Origin of the sequence: Viridibacterium curvum (assembly GCF_039544165.1) — a bacterium.
GTDB lineage: Bacteria > Pseudomonadota > Gammaproteobacteria > Burkholderiales > Rhodocyclaceae > Viridibacterium > Viridibacterium curvum.
The window spans coordinates 192,450-214,180 of sequence record NZ_BAABLD010000007.1 but is presented as its reverse complement, the minus strand read 5'-3'; the positions used below and the strand labels follow the sequence as shown (position 1 = coordinate 214,180).

At 61.7% G+C, this 21,731-nt stretch carries 22 protein-coding genes; 14 read left to right on the top strand and 8 right to left on the bottom strand.

Annotated elements, in window-relative coordinates; all coding sequences use genetic code 11:
- Positions 1-13: 13 nt before the first annotated feature.
- Positions 14-1,945 carry a YhgE/Pip family protein gene (locus tag ABEA02_RS07255; RefSeq protein ID WP_345532214.1) on the bottom strand — a complete coding sequence of 644 codons (1,932 nt, stop codon included), beginning with the start codon at positions 1,943-1,945 and terminating at the stop codon, positions 14-16.
- A gap of 292 nt (positions 1,946-2,237) precedes the next feature.
- A complete protein-coding gene (locus ABEA02_RS07250; protein WP_345532213.1) occupies positions 2,238-3,962 on the bottom strand; it encodes a pectate lyase family protein in 1,725 nt (574 codons plus the stop codon).
- Between the two features lie 6 nt (positions 3,963-3,968).
- On the opposite strand from ABEA02_RS07250, the gene ABEA02_RS07245 reads away from it, so the two are divergent.
- Positions 3,969-4,244, top strand: a complete 276-nt coding sequence (locus ABEA02_RS07245) for a hypothetical protein (protein ID WP_345532212.1) — start codon at positions 3,969-3,971, stop codon at positions 4,242-4,244.
- Positions 4,245-4,546: 302 nt separating this feature from the next.
- On the opposite strand, the gene ABEA02_RS07240 is transcribed toward ABEA02_RS07245, so the two are convergent.
- The 5 genes from ABEA02_RS07240 to ABEA02_RS07220 form a co-directional block, all read right to left on the bottom strand.
- The gene (locus ABEA02_RS07240) at positions 4,547-6,082 is read right to left on the bottom strand and encodes a pectate lyase family protein (RefSeq protein WP_345532211.1); all 1,536 of its coding nucleotides are present in this window, start codon (positions 6,080-6,082) and stop codon (positions 4,547-4,549) included.
- A gap of 550 nt (positions 6,083-6,632) precedes the next feature.
- Positions 6,633-8,165 carry a pectate lyase family protein gene (locus ABEA02_RS07235; protein WP_345532210.1) on the bottom strand — a complete coding sequence of 511 codons (1,533 nt, stop codon included), beginning with the start codon at positions 8,163-8,165 and terminating at the stop codon, positions 6,633-6,635.
- Positions 8,166-8,557: 392 nt separating this feature from the next.
- Complete coding sequence (locus ABEA02_RS07230) at positions 8,558-9,124, bottom strand: YceI family protein (protein ID WP_345532209.1); 567 nt, start codon at positions 9,122-9,124, stop codon at positions 8,558-8,560.
- A gap of 39 nt (positions 9,125-9,163) precedes the next feature.
- A complete protein-coding gene (locus ABEA02_RS07225) occupies positions 9,164-9,733 on the bottom strand; it encodes a YceI family protein (RefSeq protein ID WP_345532208.1) in 570 nt (189 codons plus the stop codon).
- Between the two features lie 30 nt (positions 9,734-9,763).
- Positions 9,764-10,315, bottom strand: a complete 552-nt coding sequence (locus ABEA02_RS07220) for a cytochrome b (RefSeq protein ID WP_345532207.1) — start codon at positions 10,313-10,315, stop codon at positions 9,764-9,766.
- A gap of 255 nt (positions 10,316-10,570) precedes the next feature.
- On the opposite strand from ABEA02_RS07220, the gene pgm reads away from it, so the two are divergent.
- The 10 genes from pgm to ABEA02_RS07170 all read left to right on the top strand — a co-directional run bounded on the left by pgm (position 10,571) and on the right by ABEA02_RS07170 (position 18,975).
- Positions 10,571-12,202 carry a phosphoglucomutase (alpha-D-glucose-1,6-bisphosphate-dependent) gene (gene pgm, locus ABEA02_RS07215; RefSeq protein ID WP_345532206.1) on the top strand — a complete coding sequence of 544 codons (1,632 nt, stop codon included), beginning with the start codon at positions 10,571-10,573 and terminating at the stop codon, positions 12,200-12,202.
- Between the two features lie 131 nt (positions 12,203-12,333).
- Positions 12,334-12,840 (top strand): hypothetical protein, encoded by a 507-nt coding sequence (locus ABEA02_RS07210; protein WP_345532205.1) that lies wholly within the window; start codon positions 12,334-12,336, stop codon positions 12,838-12,840.
- Positions 12,841-12,980: 140 nt separating this feature from the next.
- Positions 12,981-13,568: a hypothetical protein gene (locus tag ABEA02_RS07205; protein ID WP_345532204.1), complete on the top strand. Its 588-nt coding sequence runs from the start codon at positions 12,981-12,983 to the stop codon at positions 13,566-13,568.
- Between the two features lie 51 nt (positions 13,569-13,619).
- On the top strand, positions 13,620-14,045 hold the full coding sequence (locus ABEA02_RS07200; RefSeq protein WP_345532203.1) for a hypothetical protein: 426 nt from the start codon (positions 13,620-13,622) through the stop codon (positions 14,043-14,045).
- A 64-nt stretch (positions 14,046-14,109) separates the two neighbouring features.
- The gene (locus ABEA02_RS07195) at positions 14,110-14,442 is read left to right on the top strand and encodes a hypothetical protein (protein WP_345532202.1); all 333 of its coding nucleotides are present in this window, start codon (positions 14,110-14,112) and stop codon (positions 14,440-14,442) included.
- Between the two features lie 193 nt (positions 14,443-14,635).
- Complete coding sequence (locus tag ABEA02_RS07190; RefSeq protein WP_345532201.1) at positions 14,636-15,253, top strand: acetate uptake transporter; 618 nt, start codon at positions 14,636-14,638, stop codon at positions 15,251-15,253.
- Positions 15,254-15,784: 531 nt separating this feature from the next.
- On the top strand, positions 15,785-16,567 hold the full coding sequence (locus ABEA02_RS07185) for a MipA/OmpV family protein (protein WP_345532200.1): 783 nt from the start codon (positions 15,785-15,787) through the stop codon (positions 16,565-16,567).
- Between the two features lie 20 nt (positions 16,568-16,587).
- Positions 16,588-17,259, top strand: a complete 672-nt coding sequence (locus tag ABEA02_RS07180; RefSeq protein ID WP_345532199.1) for a response regulator transcription factor — start codon at positions 16,588-16,590, stop codon at positions 17,257-17,259.
- Positions 17,243-18,637, top strand: coding sequence for a sensor histidine kinase (locus tag ABEA02_RS07175; protein ID WP_345532198.1), 1,395 nt, complete (start codon positions 17,243-17,245; stop codon positions 18,635-18,637). The genes ABEA02_RS07180 and ABEA02_RS07175 overlap by 17 nt, the downstream gene beginning before the upstream one ends.
- On the top strand, positions 18,634-18,975 hold the full coding sequence (locus ABEA02_RS07170) for a DUF4405 domain-containing protein (RefSeq protein ID WP_345532197.1): 342 nt from the start codon (positions 18,634-18,636) through the stop codon (positions 18,973-18,975). Before ABEA02_RS07175 ends, ABEA02_RS07170 begins: the two co-directional genes overlap by 4 nt.
- Positions 18,976-18,993: 18 nt before the next feature.
- Here ABEA02_RS07170 and ABEA02_RS07165 read toward each other — a convergent pair whose 3' ends face one another.
- Positions 18,994-19,902, bottom strand: coding sequence for a LysR family transcriptional regulator (locus ABEA02_RS07165; RefSeq protein ID WP_345532196.1), 909 nt, complete (start codon positions 19,900-19,902; stop codon positions 18,994-18,996).
- A 101-nt stretch (positions 19,903-20,003) separates the two neighbouring features.
- On the opposite strand from ABEA02_RS07165, the gene ABEA02_RS07160 reads away from it, so the two are divergent.
- From ABEA02_RS07160 to ABEA02_RS07150, 3 genes are read left to right on the top strand one after another with little or no spacing between them, the layout of a single operon-like run.
- Positions 20,004-20,444 carry a DoxX family protein gene (locus ABEA02_RS07160; RefSeq protein ID WP_345532195.1) on the top strand — a complete coding sequence of 147 codons (441 nt, stop codon included), beginning with the start codon at positions 20,004-20,006 and terminating at the stop codon, positions 20,442-20,444.
- 38 nt (positions 20,445-20,482) lie between these two features.
- The gene (locus ABEA02_RS07155) at positions 20,483-21,376 is read left to right on the top strand and encodes a DODA-type extradiol aromatic ring-opening family dioxygenase (RefSeq protein WP_345532194.1); all 894 of its coding nucleotides are present in this window, start codon (positions 20,483-20,485) and stop codon (positions 21,374-21,376) included.
- A gap of 32 nt (positions 21,377-21,408) precedes the next feature.
- Entirely contained in the window at positions 21,409-21,702 is a 294-nt protein-coding gene (locus tag ABEA02_RS07150; RefSeq protein ID WP_345532193.1) for a 4Fe-4S dicluster domain-containing protein, read from the top strand.
- Positions 21,703-21,731 lie beyond the last annotated feature (29 nt).

The window sequence follows — 21,731 nt, the reverse complement described above, 5'->3', positions numbered from 1 at the left end:
CGCTTATGGCCAGCTAAATATCCACCGGCGGACGCAGCGCACCCTGATCCACAAAGCGCCAGCGCCCCACATAGATCGCGAACATCGCCGCGATGATGGTCCAGGGCAGCACGGCCTGCACCGGCGTCATCCAGTCTCCTTCAAAGGCACCGAACATGCTGGCCTTGAGCGCCTTGATGACCCAGGTCAGCGGCAGCCAGGGGCTGATGTCCATGAAAAGCCGACCCGACAACTCCACAGGCATGATGCCGCCCGAAGACGAGAGCTGAACTGCCAGCAACACCATTGCGATGCCCTTGCCTGCATCGCCGCCGGCACGCGCCAGCGCGAAGGTGATCAGCAGGAAGGTCATGGCACTAAGTATCAGGATGAGTGTGAATGCCAGGGGGTGCTGGATCTGGATGCGCAACACCCAGCTGACGAGGGCGAGAATGGCCAGCACCTGCAGGACGACGACGCCGGTTGGTATCGTCAGCTTGCCGAGCAGGCGTGCCACAGGTGGCATGAGGCGCGCCTGTTGCGGCAACACGCGAACGTGCAGCAGGAACACCGCGACACCCGCGCCCAGCCATAACGCGGCCGAGATGATGTTTGGGGCAAATCCGCTACCGCTGTTCTCGACCGGCGCTTCGACTTCAAGGTGAGGCTCGACTGAGTGTGCAAGGCCCTGCGGACTGCCGTCAGGCTTGGCCACCGAGACGGGCAAGGCCTGATGCAGCTGCGCAAGGCCCAGTGACAATTGCTTGGCACCACCAGCGACGTCGCGGGTTGCGCGCGTCACCTTGTCGGCGCCCTGCTCTACCTCTTCGGCGCCATGCGAGAGAGCGTCGTACTGCGACGCCGGCGGCAGCTTGGTATTGATCTCGTGGATCGCGTCGCCCAGCGTACGCACCCCTGTCAGCAGCCGGTTCGTACCCGTACGCACCTGGCGTGCGCCGTCGGATAGCTTGTTGTTCGCTTCGACCGCAGCTTGCGCGCCACCATCGAGCTTGGTTGAGCCCTCGAGCAGATCACGCGTTCCGTCGGTCAGCGCGGTGGGCGCCCACATCGACTGGCTGACCTCGTAATGCAGGGTCTCCAGACCGACGTGCAGTTGCTGGGTGCCATTGCGCAGCTCCACGAGTCCGTTACCGAGCGCCTCATGGCCACGCACCAGGGCATCGGTACCGTTGCGCAGGCGGTTGAGATCCTGCTGTGGCGGACGCTGTGCGTCGATGCTGGCCAGGGCGGCGCCGATTTGTTGCGCGCCGTCGATGAGCTTGCGCGTGTTGTCGGCCAGCTGGTGTGTGCCGGCCGCGAGTTTCTGCGAGCCCGCAGCGGTTTGCGATGCGCCGTCAGCGAGCGCGCGTCCGCCCTGGTCGAGCTCGGCCACACTCTTGCGCAGCACGTCGACACTACGCTGTGAGCCGAGTGCGTTTGAAAACACCACGCCCCAGCGCTGCTCGTTGAGGTTCTCGTTGATGTCCTGGTCCAGCCGCTGCGCAAAGCGGCGCGCGATGCCGGCACTCTCGATGTTATTGCCCTCTGACAGGACGACGATGGGCTTGCCGGCACCGGCCGAGTTGCCGGGAATGGCGTTGGCGCTGAAGTCGCGTGGCAGGATCAGGGCGAAGGCCAGGTCGCCCCGGCGGACCTGACGACGTGCCTCGTCTTCATCGATCAGCTCGCGGAAACCGAAACGTCCCTGTGCCTTGAGTGTGCGCTGGACATCCAAGCCGATATTGAAAACGTGATCACGATACTGCAGGCCCTCATCCAGATTGACGATGCCGACCGGCAACGCGGTGCTATGGGCCTCCGGGTCCCATACGCTGGACAGGTAGATCAGCGAGTACAGCGCTGGCACGAAGGCCACGATCACCACCGCGAGGGCTAGCTTGCGGTGCTGGAAAAAATACTGCATCTCCAGACCCGCGACGGTCAGGATATTGCGGATGAGTTTCATGGGCGAGGCAGCTCTGGACTCAAGTGCAGGTTGTAATTGTTGTCATGCTTGAAGCGTGAAGCGCCCATCATACGCAGCCAAGGCCCCCCATGGGAGGCAACGACAAACCTTGCGGAAACTTGACCGGCTACACCCGGTAACAAAGCCCTTTCCTGCAAAAGAAAAATCCCGGCATCCGCTTCAGGGCCCGAAGACCCACAACGGCGTAGCCGGGACAAACAGGCCCCGCGCTCAGCACGGGAACCTGGTCAGGATGACAAACAGCGGCCCCTCGCGGGGCTGCCTCACTGCATCACTGGCAAGCCACAGCGGTCACGCCCGTGGCAGACAGGTAGTCGATGTCAGCAAACTCGGACGAAGCACCGGCTTCGACGCGAATCTTGTTGGCCCCGGCGGCAAGCGTCACGGAGAAGCTCAGCGTGCTCCAGGTGGACTTGGAGGCCGTCTTGGGGAACAAAGTGCTGCTGTTCAGCACCGTAGCGCCATTAACCAGCAACTTGCCAGAGGTCGTCGCGCTGGAGCCGCCGTTCGAGTAACGGAAGCTGACGGTATAGGTGCCTGCTGTCGGAGCGTTGATCGACCAGGTCACTCCCGAGCCGGCGCTGTTGGCCAGGTTGGCATAGCCGGTCCCGGTGTAGCCACTGTTGCTGGTCGAGATGGCACCGTCGATGCTGCAGAAGCCGGTCGTGCTCTCCTGGATCGTGATGGCAGTAGCGGTCGACGAAGACGACGACGATGCAGCCGAAGACGAGCCGGAGCTGGCGACGCTGGACGAGGAGCTGGAGGCAACGCTCGACGAAGAGCTCGATGCAACGCTGGAGCTGGAGCTCGCTGCGCTGGACGACGAAGACGATGTCGTGCCACAGGCCGAAGCTACCAGCGTAGCGCCGTTCTTGCCGACACCGGCGTAACTGGGCAGCTTGTCCTTGACGCACTGGGCCGTCACCGGCTCATACGTATAGGTCAGCGTCTTCGGGAACGTCGCCGTGGTGGTCCAGGCCGAAGCGCTGGTGTCACCGCTGGCGGGCGTAGTCCAGGTGATGTTGTAGGTCGCGAAGTCAGCGGTGCTGGTGATGTTGTTATTGCGCAGATCCCAGAAGCCGCAGTTGCTGCCGCTGTCGTAGAAGCACACGACCGGGTTGACCGCGTTCTGGAAGAAGTTGCGTTCAATCAGCGCGTAGCCTGCCTGACGGGTGTTGATGCCCGAGCTGGTGATGCCGTCGTAGAGGTTGTTGTAGACATGGATCCAGCCACCGCGTTGTAGCGGCAGACGGGCATTCACGTTCTTGTAGTAGTTGTGGTGGTAAGTGATCTCGCGGCCACCATCGATGTCGCTCGACGACGAACCATCCAAGCCGACCTTCTTGCTGTCGTGGATGTAGTTGTACGAGACGGTGATGTTGTGCGAAGCCTTCTTGATGTCGATGGCCGACTCGAAGGTCAGGTCGCCGTCAGGCGAACCGTTGCACTCGTTATTCACGGCGAACAGCTCGTTGTGATCGATCCAGACATTCGAACCGCTGTCGATGCGGATCATGTCTGCATCGTTGTTGGCGCCGCCGAGCGCACCGATCTTCATGTTCTTGACGACGACGTTGCTCGAACCGCCGTTGATCACGATACCCCAGTTGGCGGAGGAGCCATTGGCACCTTCGATGGTCACGCCAGCGGTGTAGTTCTTGATCTCGATGTAGCGGTATGCGTCGTTCCAGTGGGCGACCGGGCAGTTGCCGGAAGAATCCTTGGTGTGATCCTTGACGATTTGCGCAATCAGCGCGTCTTCGTTGCCGGTGTACGTGATGTGCAGCGGGTAAGCGCCGGTCGACACCTTGGTGCCCGCGTCGTTGTAACGCGCGTTGGCGATGATGGTGTTGATTTCGGTGTAGGTGGCGGCGGTGAACTTGCGCGCCGTCGAGACGTTGCCGTCAGCGGTTGAAAAGCCGCCGGTAGAGCTGGCGGCGAAAGAAGCGCCGCTGGCAAGCAGCGCGGCAATCGCTGCGATAGGTTTGATACGCATGTCTTTGTGTCTCCATTTTTGGTTGCTATCAACTTCTACGACGCCTCTGCGGACGCGGCCCCCTCCCAGGCGAGCTACGTCACCCTCTTAGGCGCGCTGAGTATATTTGCATTTTTTACCAAAAATAACGGTTTTGTATTTATTTACATGCTGCAAAGCAGAATATTGTTGAATTTATCGAATGAATTGTTTTATTTGGTGCGCCTGTTTCGCGCCATGCGGCGCAGCATTCCCGATCGAGTCCACCAAACCACGCAAGGCGCGGGGGCAGATTGCTTGTAAGTCACTTCTCCCGGGTATGCCATATGGCAGCGGTAACATAGAAAGCGGACCACAGGTGCGCTCGAAAAGCATCAAGCGCGACAGAAGGCTGGCTGCTATCCGGCTTGCGACAGCACTTCAAAAATACTGCGGTCGGGTATTGCTGCGCTTTGCAAGCCCCCGTGGAAACTGCAATCCGGCGGAGATAGCAGACCTAAAAACAAACCGGGCGGTACATCTCGCAGCGCACTGCGAAACATACCGCCCGGTATTTATTCCGGCCCCTCCCCACTCAAGAGTAAGGAGGTTCCGTCATGCGTGTATCAGTTCTGGAACGAGCACTTGTTGGGTGCGCCGCCGGGGTCAGAACCGAAGGCAGCAACCGTACAAGCGATGCTCTTGCCCACGCCGACGTACTTGGTCACCCACTTGCCCTTGCGGCCGAACGCCACCCAGCCCGTGCCACGCGACGGGGTGCAGGTTGCACCTTCGTCAGAGCACTTGCTGAAGTTGTTCGGGTAATCACCCGTGCCGCTCAGCACCGGAGCGCTGCTGGCCGAGCTGCTCGACGAGCTGGCAACCGAAGACGACGAGCTGGACTTGCTCGACGACGAGCTCGACGCGACGCTCGACGAAGAGCTGGAGGCGACGCTGGAAGACGAGCTCGAAGCAACGCTCGACGAGGACGACGAAGTCGTCGTGCCGCAGGCAGCAGCCGTCAGTTGTGCGCCGTTCTTACCCACACCAGCATACTGAGCCAGCTTATCCTTGACGCACTGTGCCGACACCGCTTCATAGGTGTAGGTCAGGGTCTTCGGGAAAGCTGCCGTGGTCGTCCAGGTGTCGGCGTTGGCGCCGCCGCCCGAATCCGTCCAGCTGATGTTGTAAGTGGCGTTGTCAGCTGCCTTCGTGGCGTTGTTGTTGCGCAGATCCCATTTGCCGCAGTTGACCACGTCGTAACGGCAGGTCACCGGGTTGATGGCGTTCTGGAACCAGTTCTTTTCGATCAAGGAGTAACCGCCAGTGCGGACGTTGATGCCCGACTCGGTGATCTTGTCGTAGAAGTTGTTGTAGATGTGGGTCCAGCCACCACGTTGCAGCGGCAAACGGCCGTTCACGTTGTAGTAGTAGTTGTGGTGGAAGGTGATCTCGCGGCCACCGGCGATGTCGCTGGCGGAGGAACCATCCAGGCCGACCTTCTTGCTGTCGTGGATGTAGTTGTACGAGACGGTGATGTTGTGCGAGTCCTTCTTGATGTCGATGGCCGACTCGAAGGTCAGGTCGCCGTCCGGCGAGCCGTTACATTCGTTGTTCACAGCGAAGAGTTCGTTGTGGTCGATCCACACGTTGGACGAACCGTCGATGCGGATCATGTCGGCGTCGTTGTTGGCACCGCCAAGCGCGCCAATCTTCATGTTCTTGATGACGACGTTGTTCGAGCCGCTCTTGATCGTGATACCGAAGTTGGCCGACGAACCGTTAGCACCCTGAATGGTGATGCCCTTGGTGAATTCCTTGATCTCGACTTCACGATAGGTATCGTTCCAGTGGGGCTTCGGGCAGTTACCGGAAGCATCCTTGGTGTGATCCTTGACGATCTGGGCGATCAGCGCGTCTTCGTTACCGGTATAGGTAATGATGACGGGGTAAGCACCGCCAGTGACTTTTTTGCCATTTGCGTCAAGACGCGCCGCTGCGATCGCGTCGATGATGCCTTGCATGGTGCTGACCGTGACCGACTTGGAGCCGGTCTGATTGCCGCCGTCAGCCGTCGAAAAGCCTCCAGTATTAGCGGCGAATGCCGAGCCACCAAAAGCAAGCGCGGCAATGGCTGCCGTAGCCTTGAGAGTGAAACGCATATCTGTCTCCTGTGTTTTATGTACTGCTAGGAACCGCGATCTCTCAGCCTGACAACCTGCTCGGGGACCGTGGACGGGGCGGAGTATATTTGGTTTTTTGGGTAAACCAAAATTTTCCTGATCCACCCATTCAAAAAAGTTGCGTACCGCAATGCGGCAAAACCCTTAAGAATTTGTCTGACAAAACGCTCGGTCACTCACCTGACCTGTCGATCCCGTGTCCGGGCTCATCTTTGGCCCCAGCGTCCGGCGTAGAGAGCGCCGTCAAGCCCCCTCGACAAAGCCGCACAGCCTCGATGTTCGAGGCTTGTTGCCAACGCCAGAAATAAAAAATCCGTGCTCCCTGAACGGAAAACACGGATCGCAGCGTTCCGCGCAAAAAACACCGCGCAGACCGGGGAGACGGTGAATCGCGTCTGACTCACCTCCAGGACAGCCCTGTGAAAGATGCTTGGCTGCCTGGTACCCAGAACATCGTGCTCAGGACTTTCGCCCGAGCTTCCTCGCCCCGAAGGGCGAGGAGAATTAGAGCTCTTTCAAACGCCGGTACTTACTTCGTGGAGCACTTGTTCGGGTTGCCGGCAGGGTCGGAACCGAAGGCAGCCACGGTACAAGCGATGGTCTTGCCGGAACCAACGTACTTGGTCACCCAGTTGCCCTTGCGACCGAAGGCCACCCAGCCCGTTGAGCTGGCCGTGCAGGTACCGCCCAGATCAGCGCACTTGCTCCAGCCGCTCGGGTAGTCACCCGTGCCGCTCAGCACCGGGGCGGTGACCGAAGAACTCGACGCGCTGCTTGCTGCCGAGCTTGCTGCGCTGGAGGCAACGCTGGACGAAGCCGCACTGGAGCTGGCCTTGCTCGACGACGAGCTGGAGGCAACGCTTGAGCTGGCAGCGCTGGACGACGAAGTGGAGGTGCCGCAGGCTGCAGCCGTCAGGGTCGCCCCGTTCTTGCCCACACCTGCATACTGCGCCAGCTTGTCCTTCACGCACTGAGCTGAAACTGGCTCGTATGTGTAGGTCAGGGAAGGCTTGGCCGTGAGGGTCGATGTCCAGGTGTCCGCATTGATACCACCCGAACCAGCGTCATCCCAGGTGATGCCATATGTAGCGTTGCTGGCCGAACTGGTCGTGTTGTTGCTATCCAGATACCAGGTGCCACAACCCACAGTGTCGTAACGGCAGGTCAGCGGATTCAGGGAGTTCTCGAAGTAGTTGCGTTCGACAATCGCCTTGCCGCCAGCGCGCACGTTGATGCCGGAGCTGGTGATCTTGGAGTACAGATTGTTGTACGCATGCACCAAGCCACCGCGCTGCAGCGGCAAACGGGCGTTCACGTTGTAGTACACGTTGTGGTGGTAGGTGATGTTGCGCTGGTAATCGGTCGTACCGTTACTCTGCGTGTGACCGTCCAGACCGACCTTCTTGCTGTCATGGATGTAGTTGTAGGAGACCGTCACGTTGGTGGCGTTCTTCTTGATGTCGATGGCCGACTCGAAGGTCAGGTCGCCGTCCGGCGAGCCGTTACATTCGTTGTTCACCGCGAAGAGTTCGTTGTGGTCGATCCACACGTTCGGGGAATTGTCGATGCGGATCATGTCGGCATCATTGTTCGCGCCAGCCAGCGCACCGATCTTCATGTTCTTGATGACGACATTGCCGCCATTGACGATGGTGATGCCGAAGTTGGCAGACGAACCGTTTGCGCCCTGGATGGTGATGCCCTTGGTGAAGTCCTTCAGGGACACTTCGCGATAGGCGTCATTCCAGTGCGGATTCGGACAATTACCGCTCGCATCCTTGGTGTGATCCTTGACGATCTGGGCGATCTTGGCGTCTTCGTTGCCGGTGTAGGTAATCACCAGCGGGTAGGCACCCGAAGTCACCTTCGCGCCCGTGGTGGGATCAATGCGTGCCGCGGCCACAGCAGCAATGATGTCTTCCATGGTGGCCGCAGTCACGAACTTGGCCCCGGTGACGTTACCGCCGTCGGTAGTCGCGAAACCGCCCGTGTTGGCTGCAAAAGCGGAGGTGCCGCACGCGAGGGCAGCAAGCGCAGCGGTGGCTTTGAGTGTGAAACGCATACCTGTCTCCTGATCTAATTGGAATACTGCTTATCAACTACCAATCACCGGACCGATTCAGGAACGCGCCCGATTCGGTCTCGGATGAGCCAAGTATATTTGGCAGAAACAAAAACAAAAAACAAAATTAATGGATTCATCAAAAAAATCACACAAAGCAATGCAGAGATGTCCTTAAGGTTTTTTCTGACAGAACAACTCGTCTCCGCCTTATATCAAAATTCGCCAAAATTGCCACAAACAACGAATTTGAATCGCTTTCTTGCCGACTCTGACAAGGTGGCCTGGCAAAGATGTGTCTGTCTGCGTTCTGTGAAGGCGCCGTCCAAGGAATACGGTCGCGAAAAAAAGCCCACGGCAGGCCGTGGGCTTTTTCCCTACAAATCGCACTTCTATTCCTTGATCGCCTCGACCGCGATCACCAGGGTCACTTCATCCGACACATAGGGTGCGTACTTGCCCATGTTGAAGTCGGTGCGCTTCACCTTGGCCACCGCATTGGCGCCAATGGCGTCCTTCTTCAGCATCGGGTGCGGAGCGAAGGTGTAGTTGGTCACCGTCAAGGTCACCGGCTTGGTGACGCCCTTGATGGTCAGGTTGCCGTCGATGGAGACGGGCTTGTCGCCGTCGAACTTCACGCCGGTCGACTTGAAGGTAATGCTGCCGAACTTGGCGGTGTCGAAGAAATCCTCACCCTGCAGATGGCCGTTGAACACGTCATAGCCGGTGTTCACCGACTTGGCATCGATCACCACTTCAACCGAACCCGTCTTGGCCGCGCGGTCCAGCACGATCTTGCCGCTGGTCTTGTCGAAGCGGTGTTGCTGGTTGCTGTAACCGAAGTGGTTGTACTCGAATCGCGGCGCGGTATGCGTCGGGTCGATGGCGAAGGTTTCGGGTGCAGCAAAGCTGGCGGCGGCAAACGAGGACAGCAGGGCTGCCAGGGTGATCTTCTTCATTGATGGACTCCTGTTTGGGGTGGGATATTTGCTTGGGGTTTACTTGCCGGCAGCAGCCAGCAGACGGAACTTGATCTGGACTTCGTTGGCAACAGTGCCGAAGTCGGCCCACACGCCTTCGCCGATGCCATAGTCGGCGCGCTTCAGAACGAAAGTGCCTTCGAACACGCCGTTGGCGCCGTCCTGGCGGTAGGTGGCAGGGGTGGTCACATCCAGCGTGCGGCCCTTGATGCTCATTTTGCCGCTCACTTCGAAGCGGTTATTGCCCAGCGGCTTGATGGCACTCGACACGAACTTCGCAGTCGGGAAGGCCTTGGTGTTGAACCACAGCTTGCCCGCCACCTCTTCGTTGCCTTCAGGTGAGCCGGTGTCGATGCTGGCAACATCAATCTCGAACTGCGCGCTGCCTGCGGCGGGCTTGGCCGGGTCGAAAACAAGCTGACTCTTGAAGCGCTTGAAGCTGCCCTCCATGGGCACATTCATCTGCTTATAGACGAAGCCCAGCGTGCTCTTGTCGCTGAGTATCTGCTTGTACTCGACGGCTTGCGCCGCAACGAGGCTCAGCAGTGCGGCGGCGCCGACGAGTGCGCGGCGGAAGGTGATCTGCATGGTGATTTCTCCGAAGAAGATGGGTTGGGCTCAGCGCTGACGCAGCAGCGGCAGCATGCGCACGAGCACCGTGTCGCGTTCGATGAGATGGTGTTTGAGCGCAGCCCCGACATGGGCGAGCACCAGAGCAGCGAGCGTGTAGTTGAGCGCGGCATGCACGCTGGCAAGTTGCTTGCCCAGCTCCACATCGCGCACTAGCAAGTCGGGCAAGGGCAGTACGCCGAACCAGACGGTGGGCACGCCTTTGGCCGAGCTCATGAGCCAGCCACTGAAGGGGATCGCCAGCATCAACACGTACAGGAGGTTGTGCGTCACTTCGGCCACAGCGCGCTGCCAGCGTGGCATGTGATCCGGCGGCTCTGGCGGGCGATGCGTCAGGCGCCAGACAATGCGGATCAGGGCCAGCGCGAAGATGCTGACGCCGGCCCACTTGTGCCAGGAGTAGATCTGCAGCTTCTGCGGCGAGAACGGCAAATCGACCATATAAAGACCCACGCAGAATGCGCCGATGATGGCCAGCGCCATCAACCAGTGCAGGCTGATGGCAATACGGGTGTAAGACGCTACTGAACTGCTGCTCATGGAAATGCCCGAAGACAGATGATTCGTGCCGCGCACTCTATGCAGCACAGGGATTGAGAGAAAGGTGCCCACCGGCAAATGTTTGTTGCAACTTCTGCACGAATGAACGCCTCCGACTCGGCCTGCTGAAAATTGGTTCCAGCCCAGCCCTGCTTGCCCTGTTCTTGCTTGACGAACGGCGGACAAATTCCTTTCGTCGATTAGTATTCGAGCTGCAGCCTGTCGTCCCCTCACCCTTTTGCCCCGGAGCACCTGATGGCCCACCCCCTCGCTGGCAAACCCGTCCCTGCCGAACTTCTGATGAATGTCGACGCCCTGCTCGTCGCCTATCTGGAGCAGCCCGACGTCAGTATCGCCACGCAACGCGTGGCCTTCGGCACCAGCGGCCATCGCGGCAGCGCCTTCAACAAGAGCTTCAACGAGGCGCACATCCTCGCCATCACCCAGGCGGTGTGCGAGTACCGCGCGGCCCAAGGCATCAACGGCCCGCTGTTCATCGGCAAGGACACGCACGCGCTGTCGGCCCCCGCGCAGCGCAGCGCCATCGAGGTGCTGGCCGCCAACGGCGTGACCACGGTGCTGCAGTCGGACGACGGCTACACGCCCACGCCGGTGATCTCGCGCGCCATCCTCGTGCATAACGCGGGCAAGACCACAGGCCTTACCGATGGCCTGATCATCACCCCTTCGCACAACCCGCCGCAGGACGGCGGTTTCAAGTACAACCCGCCCCACGGCGGCCCAGCCGATACCGATGTCACCGGCTGGATAGAGAACCGCGCCAATGCCCTGCTCGCCTCCGGCAACACCGGCGTCAAGCGCCTGCCCTACGCACAGGCCATCGCCGCGCCCCAAGTCTCGCAATACGACTTCGCCGCCGACTACATCGCTGACCTCGGCGCGGTCATCGACATGGAGGCGATCCGCAAGTCAGGCCTCAGGATCGGCGTCGACCCCATGGGCGGCGCGGCGGTCGCCTACTGGGATCGCATCGCCAAACAGTACGGCCTCAACATCGAAGTCGTGAACCCCAAGGTCGATCCCACCTTCGGCTTCATGACCCTGGACCACGACGGCAAGATCCGCATGGACTGCTCCAGCCCCTACGCCATGGCCAGCCTCGTCGGCCTCAAGGATCGCTTCGACATCGCCTGGGGCAACGACGCCGACGTCGACCGCCACGGCATCGTCACGCCCTCGGTAGGCCTGATGAATCCCAACCACTATCTGGCCGTTGCCATCCAGTACCTGCTCGGCCACCGCCCGCATTGGACCAATGCCGCCGTCGGCAAGACCCTCGTGTCGAGCAGCATGATCGACCGCGTCGTCGCCGGCCTCGGCCGAACCATGCTCGAAGTGCCCGTCGGCTTCAAATGGTTCTCACCCGGCCTCGCCGATGGCAGCCTGTGCTTTGGCGGTGAAGAAAGCGCCGGCGCCAGCTTCCTGCGCCGCGACAGCAGCGTGTGGACCACCGACAAGGACGGCATCATCCTCGGCCTGCTCGCCGCCGAAATCACCGCCGTCACCGGCAAGGACCCCGGCCAGCACTACCAGGAACTCACCGCGCAGTACGGTACGCCTTACTACACCCGCATCGACGCTGCAGCGACGCCCGAGCAGAAGAAGGCCTTCAAGCAACTCACGCCCGAGAAGGTGCAGGCCGCCGAGCTCGCCGGCGAAGCCATCACCGCCAAGCTCACCAAAGCCCCCGGCAACGGCGCCGGCATAGGCGGCCTCAAGGTCACCACGGCCAACGGCTGGTTCGCCGCGCGACCTTCAGGCACCGAAGACATCTACAAGATCTACGCAGAGAGTTTTGTGTCGGCAGAACATCTGCAGCAGATCGTGCGGGAGGCGCAGGAGATAGTTACGGCAGCATTGGGATGACTTTGGTGTAGGGCGGTTTCGGAGCGAAGCGACAACCCACCGTCATCTGCCGCATGCAAATGGTGGGTCGCTGCGCGAACGCACCCTACGCGCTATCGTCATCTCCGCTTCTGCATTGAAGAAGAAAACTAATGTCGATACCAACTGATATCAAAGCACTCACAGAGCTGTTCCGGGAGCTTGGCGCACAAAGCCCGGAGAGCTGGGCTTCATCGCAAGTGAATGAAGGCTTCAATCAACTGCATCGCTTCTTGTTCCTCCGGCAAGCTTGGTCGCGCGTGATATCCGAGAACGATGACACGTGGATTGAGGACAACATAGCGACTGCAACGACACATCCGGATCAGCCATTCGCAGGGATAGGCCATGCCCTTGGCCGGATGCTGTCCGCGGGAGTCGCTCGCGAAGACATCGTCGATCTCGCCAGGGGCATGCAAGGACAACTCCTCTTTGATATTTGCTACCTGCTCGGAGATCCATCACTCCCGGATTCAAGCGTCGATGAAGTCGGCTGGACACTTGTTGAAACCGATGAAGACTATGCGCCCACGTTGAACGCAATTGAAGGCCTGCATGAGTCGGTACTCGATACAGATCCTACGGGACGAGAAATGCGCCCACGCACCGCTGCTGCCTGAGGCAGGTAGGGTGGGCACGGTGTGCCCACGCGGGAATGTCGAGCGATGAAACTCTGAACGCGTGAGCTAACCGAGCCCACCCTACGCCTCCGCATTCGGACGCCAAACGCCAGCTACCTGCCCAACCAATCAGGCTTTCCATGAATCGCAGAAAATTCCTTGTCGCCCCGTTAGCTGCGCTGCTTCTCCCCGGCTGCTCGCAGGAAGTCTCCCAGAACAGTCTTTTCGCGCAGTACCTCACTGACGTGGTCAAGGAAGATCCGCCGCCCAAGAAAGCGATCGTGGTCGTGCATCCAGGAACCAAGCCGCTGGACGCATTTTTTCGCTGGCGGGAGCCGGCGCAGCTTCAAGAGGATCTGCCGGAAATCCAGCTGTCCACGGCAGCCGCGTTGCTGAAAGCCGGTGCTGCCGATGCTCAACCCATCCTGCTTTCAAGAGCCCAATTGCCTGACCTGGTAGAGATTATTCACGCAACGGAAAGCCAGCTGAACAAGCTGGACAGTGAAGACTCCACGCCCGGTTTCTGGAACCTGTTCTATCGGACATTCCCGGATTCAACAGGCCTGATGGGTTTCTCGAACGTCGGCTTCAATGCATCAAAGGATCAGGCAGCCTTCGTTGTCAGTCACGCTTGTGGCGGCCTCTGCGGTTCGGGTCGTCTCGTACTCATGTCCCGTCGAGGATCGCTCTGGCATACAGAAAAAACAAAGCGCTTATGGAGTAGCTGAGCCTTCGGAATGGCTCGCTGACCGCACACTTCAAACGGAAGACCGGAATTCATGATCGACCTGCAAGCCGCAAACCACACCAATCGGGAACTCGAACTCATGCTGGCGGGCAAGAAGCCGCTGGCCATCTTTTGTGACGATCTGTCGGTTTTTCCAAACGATGTGATCTTCCCCGAGAGCCAGTTCCTGCCGCACGTCATCAGTGGTCGCTTCGTACAGGACTCGATTGTCATCGAGGGCGACTACATCGCCAGCCTGGGGCGCAAAGCTCAGTTGAAATGTCTGTTCTATGCGCTGGCCGGGCAGGCATGGCGCATTCCGGCGATGATCCAGCTGATCGAAATACGAAACCGTACGCCGGCCATGTGGCAATCGGAAGGTCTGGAGCGCTACGAGAGTACCTTGCTCGGTTACACGGACGAGGAAGTGGACGCCTGGTGTGATCACAGATTCCGCAAGCCGCCAGCTTCCGCGTGATCCCTCCCGGAAAGAACGTGACCCCGCCCCCATACCTTCGCTTTTGGAAAGGCTGACGACTGTGATGAAACTGACGGCTATCGCACTGCTGGCAACACTGCTCGCGAGCTGCGGCGTATTCGACACCATGAAAGAAGGGTTCAAGCACAGCGAAGATGTCGCCGCCGAGCTGGAAAAATCGGTGGGCTCGAAGCCGTTCGTAGGCTTCAACTGGAACAACGGCATCCTGACGAACATCAACATCAGCTTCGAGGGCATTCCCGCCGACAAGACGACCGCAGAAATTGCTGCGCTGGCCCGCACCTCGATCAGCCAGCATTTCAAGCAGACACCCAAGTCCCTGATCGTCAGCTTCTCGCTGCCGGGCACCGCGGACGAGGGTCGCAAGGCGGAGTAATAACGCCAGGCGTTGCACGCTCCTCGCCGTTCGCGCGCTTCACACCTCCTGCAGGCGCGCCTTGATTTGATCTGGATGAAAGCCCCCATCGACGCCTTGCTGCAGGATGCGCAAGGTGGCGGCGCTCCGCGCTGACCGCCTCTTCCTGCGGGCCCCGTGTGCCCGCCTTGCGCATCGAACAAGGAGTTTTCTGATGGCTGATCACGCCCGGGGCGCCGCGCCCTCTGCCAATCCCGCACCGCTGGGCCTGCTGGGTTTCGGCATGACGACCGTGCTGCTGAACCTGCACAACGCCGGTATTTTCGAGCTGAGTGCGATGGTGCTGGCGATGGGTCTGTTCTACGGCGGCATCGCCCAATTGATCGCAGGCCTGCTGGAATGGTGTGCCGGCAATACTTTCGGCACGGTGGCGTTCACGTCCTATGGCTGCTTCTGGCTGACGCTTGTGGCCCTGATCGTGTTGCCGAAGACGGGGCTTGCCGAAACGAGCTCGACGGGCGCGATGACGGCTTTTCTGCTGATGTGGGGTCTGCTCACGGCGATCCTGTTCGTAGGCACGCTGCGCATCAACCGCGCACTGCAGGTGGTGTTTGCCTCGCTGACCGTGCTGTTCGGGCTACTGGCACTGGCTGACGCGAGCGGCAGCCATGCGCTCAAGGTAGTGGCCGGTTGGGAAGGCCTGTTCTGCGGATTCGCCGCCATCTACGTGGCCGCTGCGCATGTGCTGAACGAGGTGTATGGCCGCATCGTGCTGCCGCTGGGTGCCTTGCGCGCGGCGGTGGTGCCGATGCTCGCACGCAAAGCGGCTTGACGTCGCTGGGTGCGTACGCAAATGCCGGCAATGGGCACCTGAACGCGTGGGCTCACCGAGCCTGCCTTACGCCTGACACCGGCTGACGTCAGCCGGTTACATTCATCAGCAAATAGCCCGGGTACAGCGGAGCGGAATCCGGGGCCACAGGCTCAACGGCAGGCAGATACCCCCGGACTCCCGGCCTGCGGCCTTCGCCCAGGCAACGTGACTGCTGTGAATCGGCAACCAATCCGCCACCTCCACCACTTCCGCGCCACTCGGCGCGGTCCCAGTGACCACAGCGTCCTGCGCGATGACCGTAGCATCCCGCGCCTCGATGCATAAGCCCTTCACCTCACTCTCACCCGCTGCGGACACGCGGTAGGCCAGACGCTCTGCGCCGAGCGCCTTGTGTCAGCCAAGCACCTGCAGCGGACCTCGATAGCAGCCCTGGGCCGATGGCAAACCGCGCGAAAAATCCGGTGGCCGGAAAGAATCCGGTAAGTCTTCTGGCCACACCATGCGGGCTCCTTATCTCTGGAGCCTCGCATGACACATCGACACACCCGGCGCCTGCTGCGTACAGGCCTCATCGCAACCGCCCTGCTGAGCCACGGCGCCAGCTACGCTCAGCAAGAAAGTGCCGGTGGCGGCCAGCCGCCGGAGGGCTGGGGCCTGGGCGTGGTGGCCTCGGCTTCGCAGAAGCCTTATCGCGACGTGGATGGCAAGGCCGAAGTCTGGCCGATGCTGACATATGAGAACCGCTGGATCCGCTTGTTCGGACCGGGGCTGGACGTAAAGCTGGGCAAGACCGGCCCGGTGTCTTACGCGCTGACGGCGGGCATGAGTCGGGAGGGCTACCGGGCCAGCGATTCGTCGTATCTGGATGGCATGGACGAGCGCAAGGGTGGCATCTGGCTGGGCGGCCGGGTGATGTGGGAGGCGGGCTTTGCCAAGCTGTCGGCCGCCTGGCAGGCGGATGCCTCCAGCCATAGCGATGGGCAGAAAGTAACGCTGGGCGTGGAGCGCCGATTTGCGGTCGACAATCTGGGCTTTACACCGCGCGTGAAGGCGATCTGGCTGGACCGCAAGTACGTCGATTACTACTACGGCGTGTCGGCATCGGAAGCACGAAGCAACCGGCCGCAGTATGCTGGCTCTTCCACCGTCAATTCGGAACTGGGTTTGCGCGTGGACTACCGGCTGACGCCGGCCCAGACGGTGTTTCTGGACGCAGGTGTGACCATGCTGGGTAGCGCCATCAAGGACAGCCCGCTGGTCGGACGCAGCACGGTGGGCGAAGCGCGCCTGGGTTATCTCTACCGGTTCTGATCCAGCAGGAGTGTGACCCCATGCAGCGTGTGCTGTTGCTCGAAGACCATCCGCGACTCGCCGCCCTTATCCGGCAGGCGATCAGCCAGGCGGGGATTGCCTGTGACTGGGTCGAGCGTGTCGAGCACGCCTGGACCGCGTTACAGGGGCAGGACTACTCGGCCGTGCTGATCGACCGGGGTCTGCCGGATGGCGACGGGCTGAGCCTGGTGACCCGCCTGCGCAAGGCGGGCCAGCATGTGCCCTGCCTGTTGCTGACCGCACGTGATGCGCTGCACGACCGGGTGGAGGGGCTGGAATCCGGGGCCGACGACTACCTGTGCAAGCCCTTTTCGATGGAAGAGCTGGTGGCGCGCACGCGCGCGCTGCTGCGCAGGCCGCCCGCGCAAGCAGCGCTGGTGCCGGAGTTCGGCGATGTGTCCCTGCATCCGGAGCAATCGCTGATGATATGTGCATCACGCTCGGCCACCCTGCCGCGCACCGAGCTGCAGATCATGCTGAGCCTGATCAAGGCCAAGGGCGCAGCGGTGCGGCGGCAAACGCTGGAAGCGGCCGCCTGGGGCCAGCAGGAGGCGGTAACACCCAATGCACTGGACGTGGCGGTGCATCGGCTGCGCCGGCGGCTGGAGGCGCTGGGCTCGGCCGTACGCATCGTCAACCAGAGGGCCGTGGGCTATGCCGTCACGTATTAGACGCTGGGGCTGCAGCCTGAGCGGGCGCCTGCTGCTCGCCTACATCGGCGCCTGGCTCATTACGGCCGTGCTACTGGGGACGCTTGGCAGCTGGCTGATGCGCAACGACAGCAACCTGGCGGCAAGAACCGCAGAGCGTGTGCTGCACTATCTGACGCAGCAACTGCATTTCGACGCCCAGGGTCGCCCGCAGATACCGCCGCTACGCGAAGAGGTGCAATGGATCTTCGACACGCTGCCGCTTGATGCAGGGTATCGCGTGATTGACGCGCAAGGCAGGACGCTGCTGTGGTCGACCGACGCAACGCGCAAGGTCTGGGAAGGCTCTCCGCTGACGCAGATGCCCCCAGCCTCGCCGCTGACTCTGTCTGTTCAGGGCGTAACGCTGCATCTGGCTACGCAAGCGGTCAGCGCGCCGGACGGTCGCCCACTTCACCTCCAGGTCGCCATCAGCGAGCGACTGACAGCGCTACGGCACGGCGATCTGGGCAACACCTTCGGCGCCAGCTTCCTGCTGGTGTCGCTGATTTCCATCGTGCTGCTCGGGCTGGTGCTGTGGGCGGTGCTGCGACGCGTGATGGCGCCCGTGCAACGCATCTCGCAGGAGGCGGAGCGCATCGAGCCGCGCGGCCCATGGCGCCGGCTTGGCGAAGACGGCCTGCCCAGCGAGATCGCGCCGCTCGTGCGCTCGTTCAACCAGGCGCTGAATCGGCTCGAAGAGGGCTTCGAGCGGCAGCAGCGCTTCCTTGCCGATGCAGCGCACGAACTCAAGACGCCACTGGCGCTGATCCGGGCCCATGTCGAATTGGGTGGTGGCGGCGAGGAGCGCGCGACCGCGCTGCAGGACATCGACCACATGTCGCGCCAGATCCAGCAGCTGTTGATGCTGGCCGAGGTCAGCGAACCGCGCAGCTACCAGCGCGACAGCATCGACGTAGCCGCCGTGATGCGTGAAGTCACGGCCTTTCTCGCGCCGCTGGCAACGCAGCACGGCGTGAAGCTGGATGTCCGTGCAGACCAGATCGGCACGGTGGATGGAGACCGCAGCGCGCTGTTCGTGCTGCTCAAGAATCTCGTCGAGAATGCCATTCACGTATCACCCGCCGGTGCATCGGTGCATCTCGCGCTCAGCGACAACACGCTCACGGTGCGCGACCGGGGACCCGGTATTGCCGAGGCGCACCTGCCACACCTGTTCGAGCGCTTCTGGCGCGTGCCCGGCAGCGCGGAGGGCGGCGCCGGTCTGGGGCTGGCCATCTGTCAGGCTGTGGCGCAGGCCCACGACTGGCGGCTGAGCGCGCACAACTCAAACCCGGGCGCCGAATTCCGGCTTGCCTTTACACCGCCCACCCTTGCCAAGGAGCCCGCCACGTCATGACACGCCGACTTGTTGCAATGACCCTGCTCGTATCCTTCATCGCCATGGCCAGCTCGGGCCTGCTGATGCTGGTGGTGGATCAGCCCTCGTTCAGCCTGCGCATGCACCCGGTGCACAAGCTGTTCGGCATCCTCATGGTCGTTGCCGCTTCGATCCACCTTGTGCTCAACCAGGCTGCCTTGCGCGCCCACCTGCGCCAACGCGCCGCCGCCCTGTGGGCAAGTGCCCTAGCGCTGATACTCGTCGGCGTCTATGCAATTGCCATCATGAACCCCGTCGATGCCGAGGTAGCCAGTCGTCTGGACGCCGCTGCGCGCGAGGCCGAAGCCCACGAGTAGCAACACCCCGCAGGCACATCACTTCGCGACACCGCCCCGCTCCAGCAAGGCATCGACGAGGTGACGCGCTGCCGGGCCGGGCACGCCCCTTTTGAGACGGATGACGAAGCTCGAAAAGCTGGGCATGCGGTCGCGGCCCTCCCAGCTCTCCATGTCGAGCAGGCACAGGCGGCCGGCCGCCAGATCCTCCTGCACCATGTGAGCGGGCATGCTGCCCCAACCGACGCCGGCGCGCAGCATTTGCAGCTTGGCGTTGAGATCGGTGATGTGCCAGGCGTCGAGTGCGTGCACGCCGAGATCGGCGCTGTCGGTCACGGTGGTATTACGCGTCCACACGATCTGCATTTGCCCACGCAACTGCCCCAGGCCGATGGGGCCGCGAATGGCGGCCAGTGGATGGCCAGGCGCGGCTACCGCCACTAGGGAGTGATCGACCAGCTGACGGGCTTCGAATTCGTTGCCCAGCGACGCAATGGCGGCCACCACGCCCAGTGTGGCCTGGCCGCTACGCACCATCTCAATGTCTTCACCGAAGGGCTTGAGGGCGATGCGTACGCGCACCGAGGGATAGGCTCGGCGAAGGCTGTCGAGGGCGCCGATGAGCGGCGCCTGGTCGACGAACTCATTGATCACGACAGAGATCGCCGCCTCAACACCGTGGGCAAAGCCCTCGGCATGGCGGTGAAAGTCGTCGAGATCCTCCACCAGCAGGCGCGCGCGCGGCAGCAGGGCGCGCCCCGCATCGGTCAGGCGGGGCCGGTAGTGCGCGCGATCGAACAGCACGAGGCCGGTCTGCTCTTCCAGCGCTCGGATGGCGTAGGTAATGGCCGACTGCGCACGCCCGAGCTTGCGGGCCGCTGCAGCGAAGCCGCCGCAATCGACAACAGCGATGAAGACCAGGAACTGGTCCAGGGAATAGGCGCCCACTCTATCTACCAATCCGATCAACTAGATCTGAATTGTAAGGTTTTCATTCGTCTTTGTAGATGAAAAGATGCACTCACCTCAACCTCTAAAGGAGTCACACCATGGCATCAAACATCCAACCCACCGCCTCCAAAGGCATGCGCTTCGGCCTCTGGTTTTCGCAGGTACTGCTGGCACTCGTCTATGTGCCCGCCGGCTTCATGAAGCTGCTCTCGCCGGTCGCGCAAGTGGCCACCCAGATACCCTGGGCTGCTGATGTGCCGGAGCTGTTCCTGCGCTTCATCGGTCTGGTCGACCTGTCTGCCGGCCTCGGCCTGCTGCTGCCCGCACTGACCCGCATTGCGCCGCGCCTGACGGTGTTCGCCGCCTATGGCTCGGTTGCGCTGCAGGTGTGCGCCTTCTTCTTCCACATCAGCCGTGGTGAGTACTTCGTTCTGCCGATGAACCTGGTGCTGATTGCCCTCGCCTTGTTCGTGGCCTGGGGTCGCACGAAGAAGGCGCCGATTGCCCCTCGCGGTGCCATGGCCGTTGCGGCCTCCTGAGTCTCGGCGGCACCTCCAATCCTGCAGCGGAGCCCATCATGCTCAACAACGTCATCCCTGTCCGGAGCAGTCATCGCGCCGACACGCGCATGCCGGTGTATTACCTCTCACATGGCGGCGGCCCCTGGCCCTTCATGGAAGGGCCATTCCGGGCGATGTTTGCGCAGCTTGAGCGCTCCCTGCAGGACATTCCCCGGCAACTGCCCGCCGAGCCGCGCGCACTGCTGGTCATCACCGGCCACTGGGAAGCGGCGCAATTCACGGTCTCGACCGGGCCACAGCCGGGCATGATCTACGACTACTTCGGTTTTCCGGAGTCGATGTACCAGATTCACTACCCGGCCCCCGGTTCGCCTGAACTGGCAGCACAGGTTGCAGCGCTGCTGGAGAAATCGGGCTGGCACGTCGGCACCGATCCGCAGCGCGGCTTCGATCATGGCACCTACAGCCTGCTCAAGCCCCTCTATCCCGAGGCCAACATCCCGGTCGTGCAGCTCTCGCTGCGTACGCCGCTCGATCCGGCCGAGCACATCAGCGTGGGGCGCGCGCTCGCGCCGCTGCGCGACCAGGGCGTGCTGATCCTCGGCAGCGGACAGAGTTTTCACAACATGCACATCCGCGGCACGCAGGCCCGGCATGCCTCGGAGACGTTCGACGCATGGCTAAGGCACAGCGTGCTGGCCGAGCCGGATGCCCGCGCGGCGGCGCTCATGGAGTGGGAGTACGCCCCGAATGCGCGCATCGCGCACCCGCATGCTGATCACCTGATCCCGTTGCATGTCGCGGCGGGCGCGGCAGAGGACGATCTGGCGAGCTGCGTGTTCGGTGATTACATCGCCGATCTGGCTACTTCGGCCTACCGGTTCGACGGCCGCTTCCGGGAATCCGCTTTCGACGCACTTCGCCTGCATGAAAGACATCTGCACCGCTAGTCGGCAGCAAGCCATCAACCGGAGGTTTCCTCATGAGCTCATGCAAACAGGCGCCTGGCGCATTCATCCCCGTCATTGATCGCAACCGTTGCGAAGGCAAGGGGCCCTGCATCGACGTGTGTCCCTACAACGTGTTCGAGATGTTCACGCTGCCGGCAGAGGAGCGGGCGGCACTGAGCCTGAAGGGCAAGATCAAGGGCTTCGTGCACCGCTGGCAGCAGGCCGACGTGGTGCTGCCCGAGCGCTGCATGGCCTGCGGGCTGTGCGTATCTGCCTGCCCCGAGCAAGCCATCACGCTGGCCCGCAATCCGGCCTACAGCGACTGATCCGCTATGCGCTGGCGATGACGCGCCAA

Excerpts from the sequence above, each read along its gene's own strand:
- ABEA02_RS07255 (WP_345532214.1), bottom strand. The coding sequence starts at position 1,945 with ATGAAACTCATCCGCAATATCCTGACCGTCGCGGGTCTGGAGATGCAG.
- ABEA02_RS07250 (WP_345532213.1), bottom strand. The coding sequence starts at position 3,962 with ATGCGTATCAAACCTATCGCAGCGATTGCCGCGCTGCTTGCCAGCGGC.
- ABEA02_RS07240 (WP_345532211.1), bottom strand. The coding sequence starts at position 6,082 with ATGCGTTTCACTCTCAAGGCTACGGCAGCCATTGCCGCGCTTGCTTTT.
- ABEA02_RS07235 (WP_345532210.1), bottom strand. The coding sequence starts at position 8,165 with ATGCGTTTCACACTCAAAGCCACCGCTGCGCTTGCTGCCCTCGCGTGC.
- ABEA02_RS07230 (WP_345532209.1), bottom strand. The coding sequence starts at position 9,124 with ATGAAGAAGATCACCCTGGCAGCCCTGCTGTCCTCGTTTGCCGCCGCC.
- ABEA02_RS07225 (WP_345532208.1), bottom strand. The coding sequence starts at position 9,733 with ATGCAGATCACCTTCCGCCGCGCACTCGTCGGCGCCGCCGCACTGCTG.
- ABEA02_RS07220 (WP_345532207.1), bottom strand. The coding sequence starts at position 10,315 with ATGAGCAGCAGTTCAGTAGCGTCTTACACCCGTATTGCCATCAGCCTG.
- pgm (WP_345532206.1), top strand. The coding sequence starts at position 10,571 with ATGGCCCACCCCCTCGCTGGCAAACCCGTCCCTGCCGAACTTCTGATG.
- ABEA02_RS07210 (WP_345532205.1), top strand. The coding sequence starts at position 12,334 with ATGTCGATACCAACTGATATCAAAGCACTCACAGAGCTGTTCCGGGAG.
- ABEA02_RS07205 (WP_345532204.1), top strand. The coding sequence starts at position 12,981 with ATGAATCGCAGAAAATTCCTTGTCGCCCCGTTAGCTGCGCTGCTTCTC.
- ABEA02_RS07200 (WP_345532203.1), top strand. The coding sequence starts at position 13,620 with ATGATCGACCTGCAAGCCGCAAACCACACCAATCGGGAACTCGAACTC.
- ABEA02_RS07195 (WP_345532202.1), top strand. The coding sequence starts at position 14,110 with ATGAAACTGACGGCTATCGCACTGCTGGCAACACTGCTCGCGAGCTGC.
- ABEA02_RS07190 (WP_345532201.1), top strand. The coding sequence starts at position 14,636 with ATGGCTGATCACGCCCGGGGCGCCGCGCCCTCTGCCAATCCCGCACCG.
- ABEA02_RS07185 (WP_345532200.1), top strand. The coding sequence starts at position 15,785 with ATGACACATCGACACACCCGGCGCCTGCTGCGTACAGGCCTCATCGCA.
- ABEA02_RS07180 (WP_345532199.1), top strand. The coding sequence starts at position 16,588 with ATGCAGCGTGTGCTGTTGCTCGAAGACCATCCGCGACTCGCCGCCCTT.
- ABEA02_RS07175 (WP_345532198.1), top strand. The coding sequence starts at position 17,243 with ATGCCGTCACGTATTAGACGCTGGGGCTGCAGCCTGAGCGGGCGCCTG.
- ABEA02_RS07170 (WP_345532197.1), top strand. The coding sequence starts at position 18,634 with ATGACACGCCGACTTGTTGCAATGACCCTGCTCGTATCCTTCATCGCC.
- ABEA02_RS07160 (WP_345532195.1), top strand. The coding sequence starts at position 20,004 with ATGGCATCAAACATCCAACCCACCGCCTCCAAAGGCATGCGCTTCGGC.
- ABEA02_RS07155 (WP_345532194.1), top strand. The coding sequence starts at position 20,483 with ATGCTCAACAACGTCATCCCTGTCCGGAGCAGTCATCGCGCCGACACG.
- ABEA02_RS07150 (WP_345532193.1), top strand. The coding sequence starts at position 21,409 with ATGAGCTCATGCAAACAGGCGCCTGGCGCATTCATCCCCGTCATTGAT.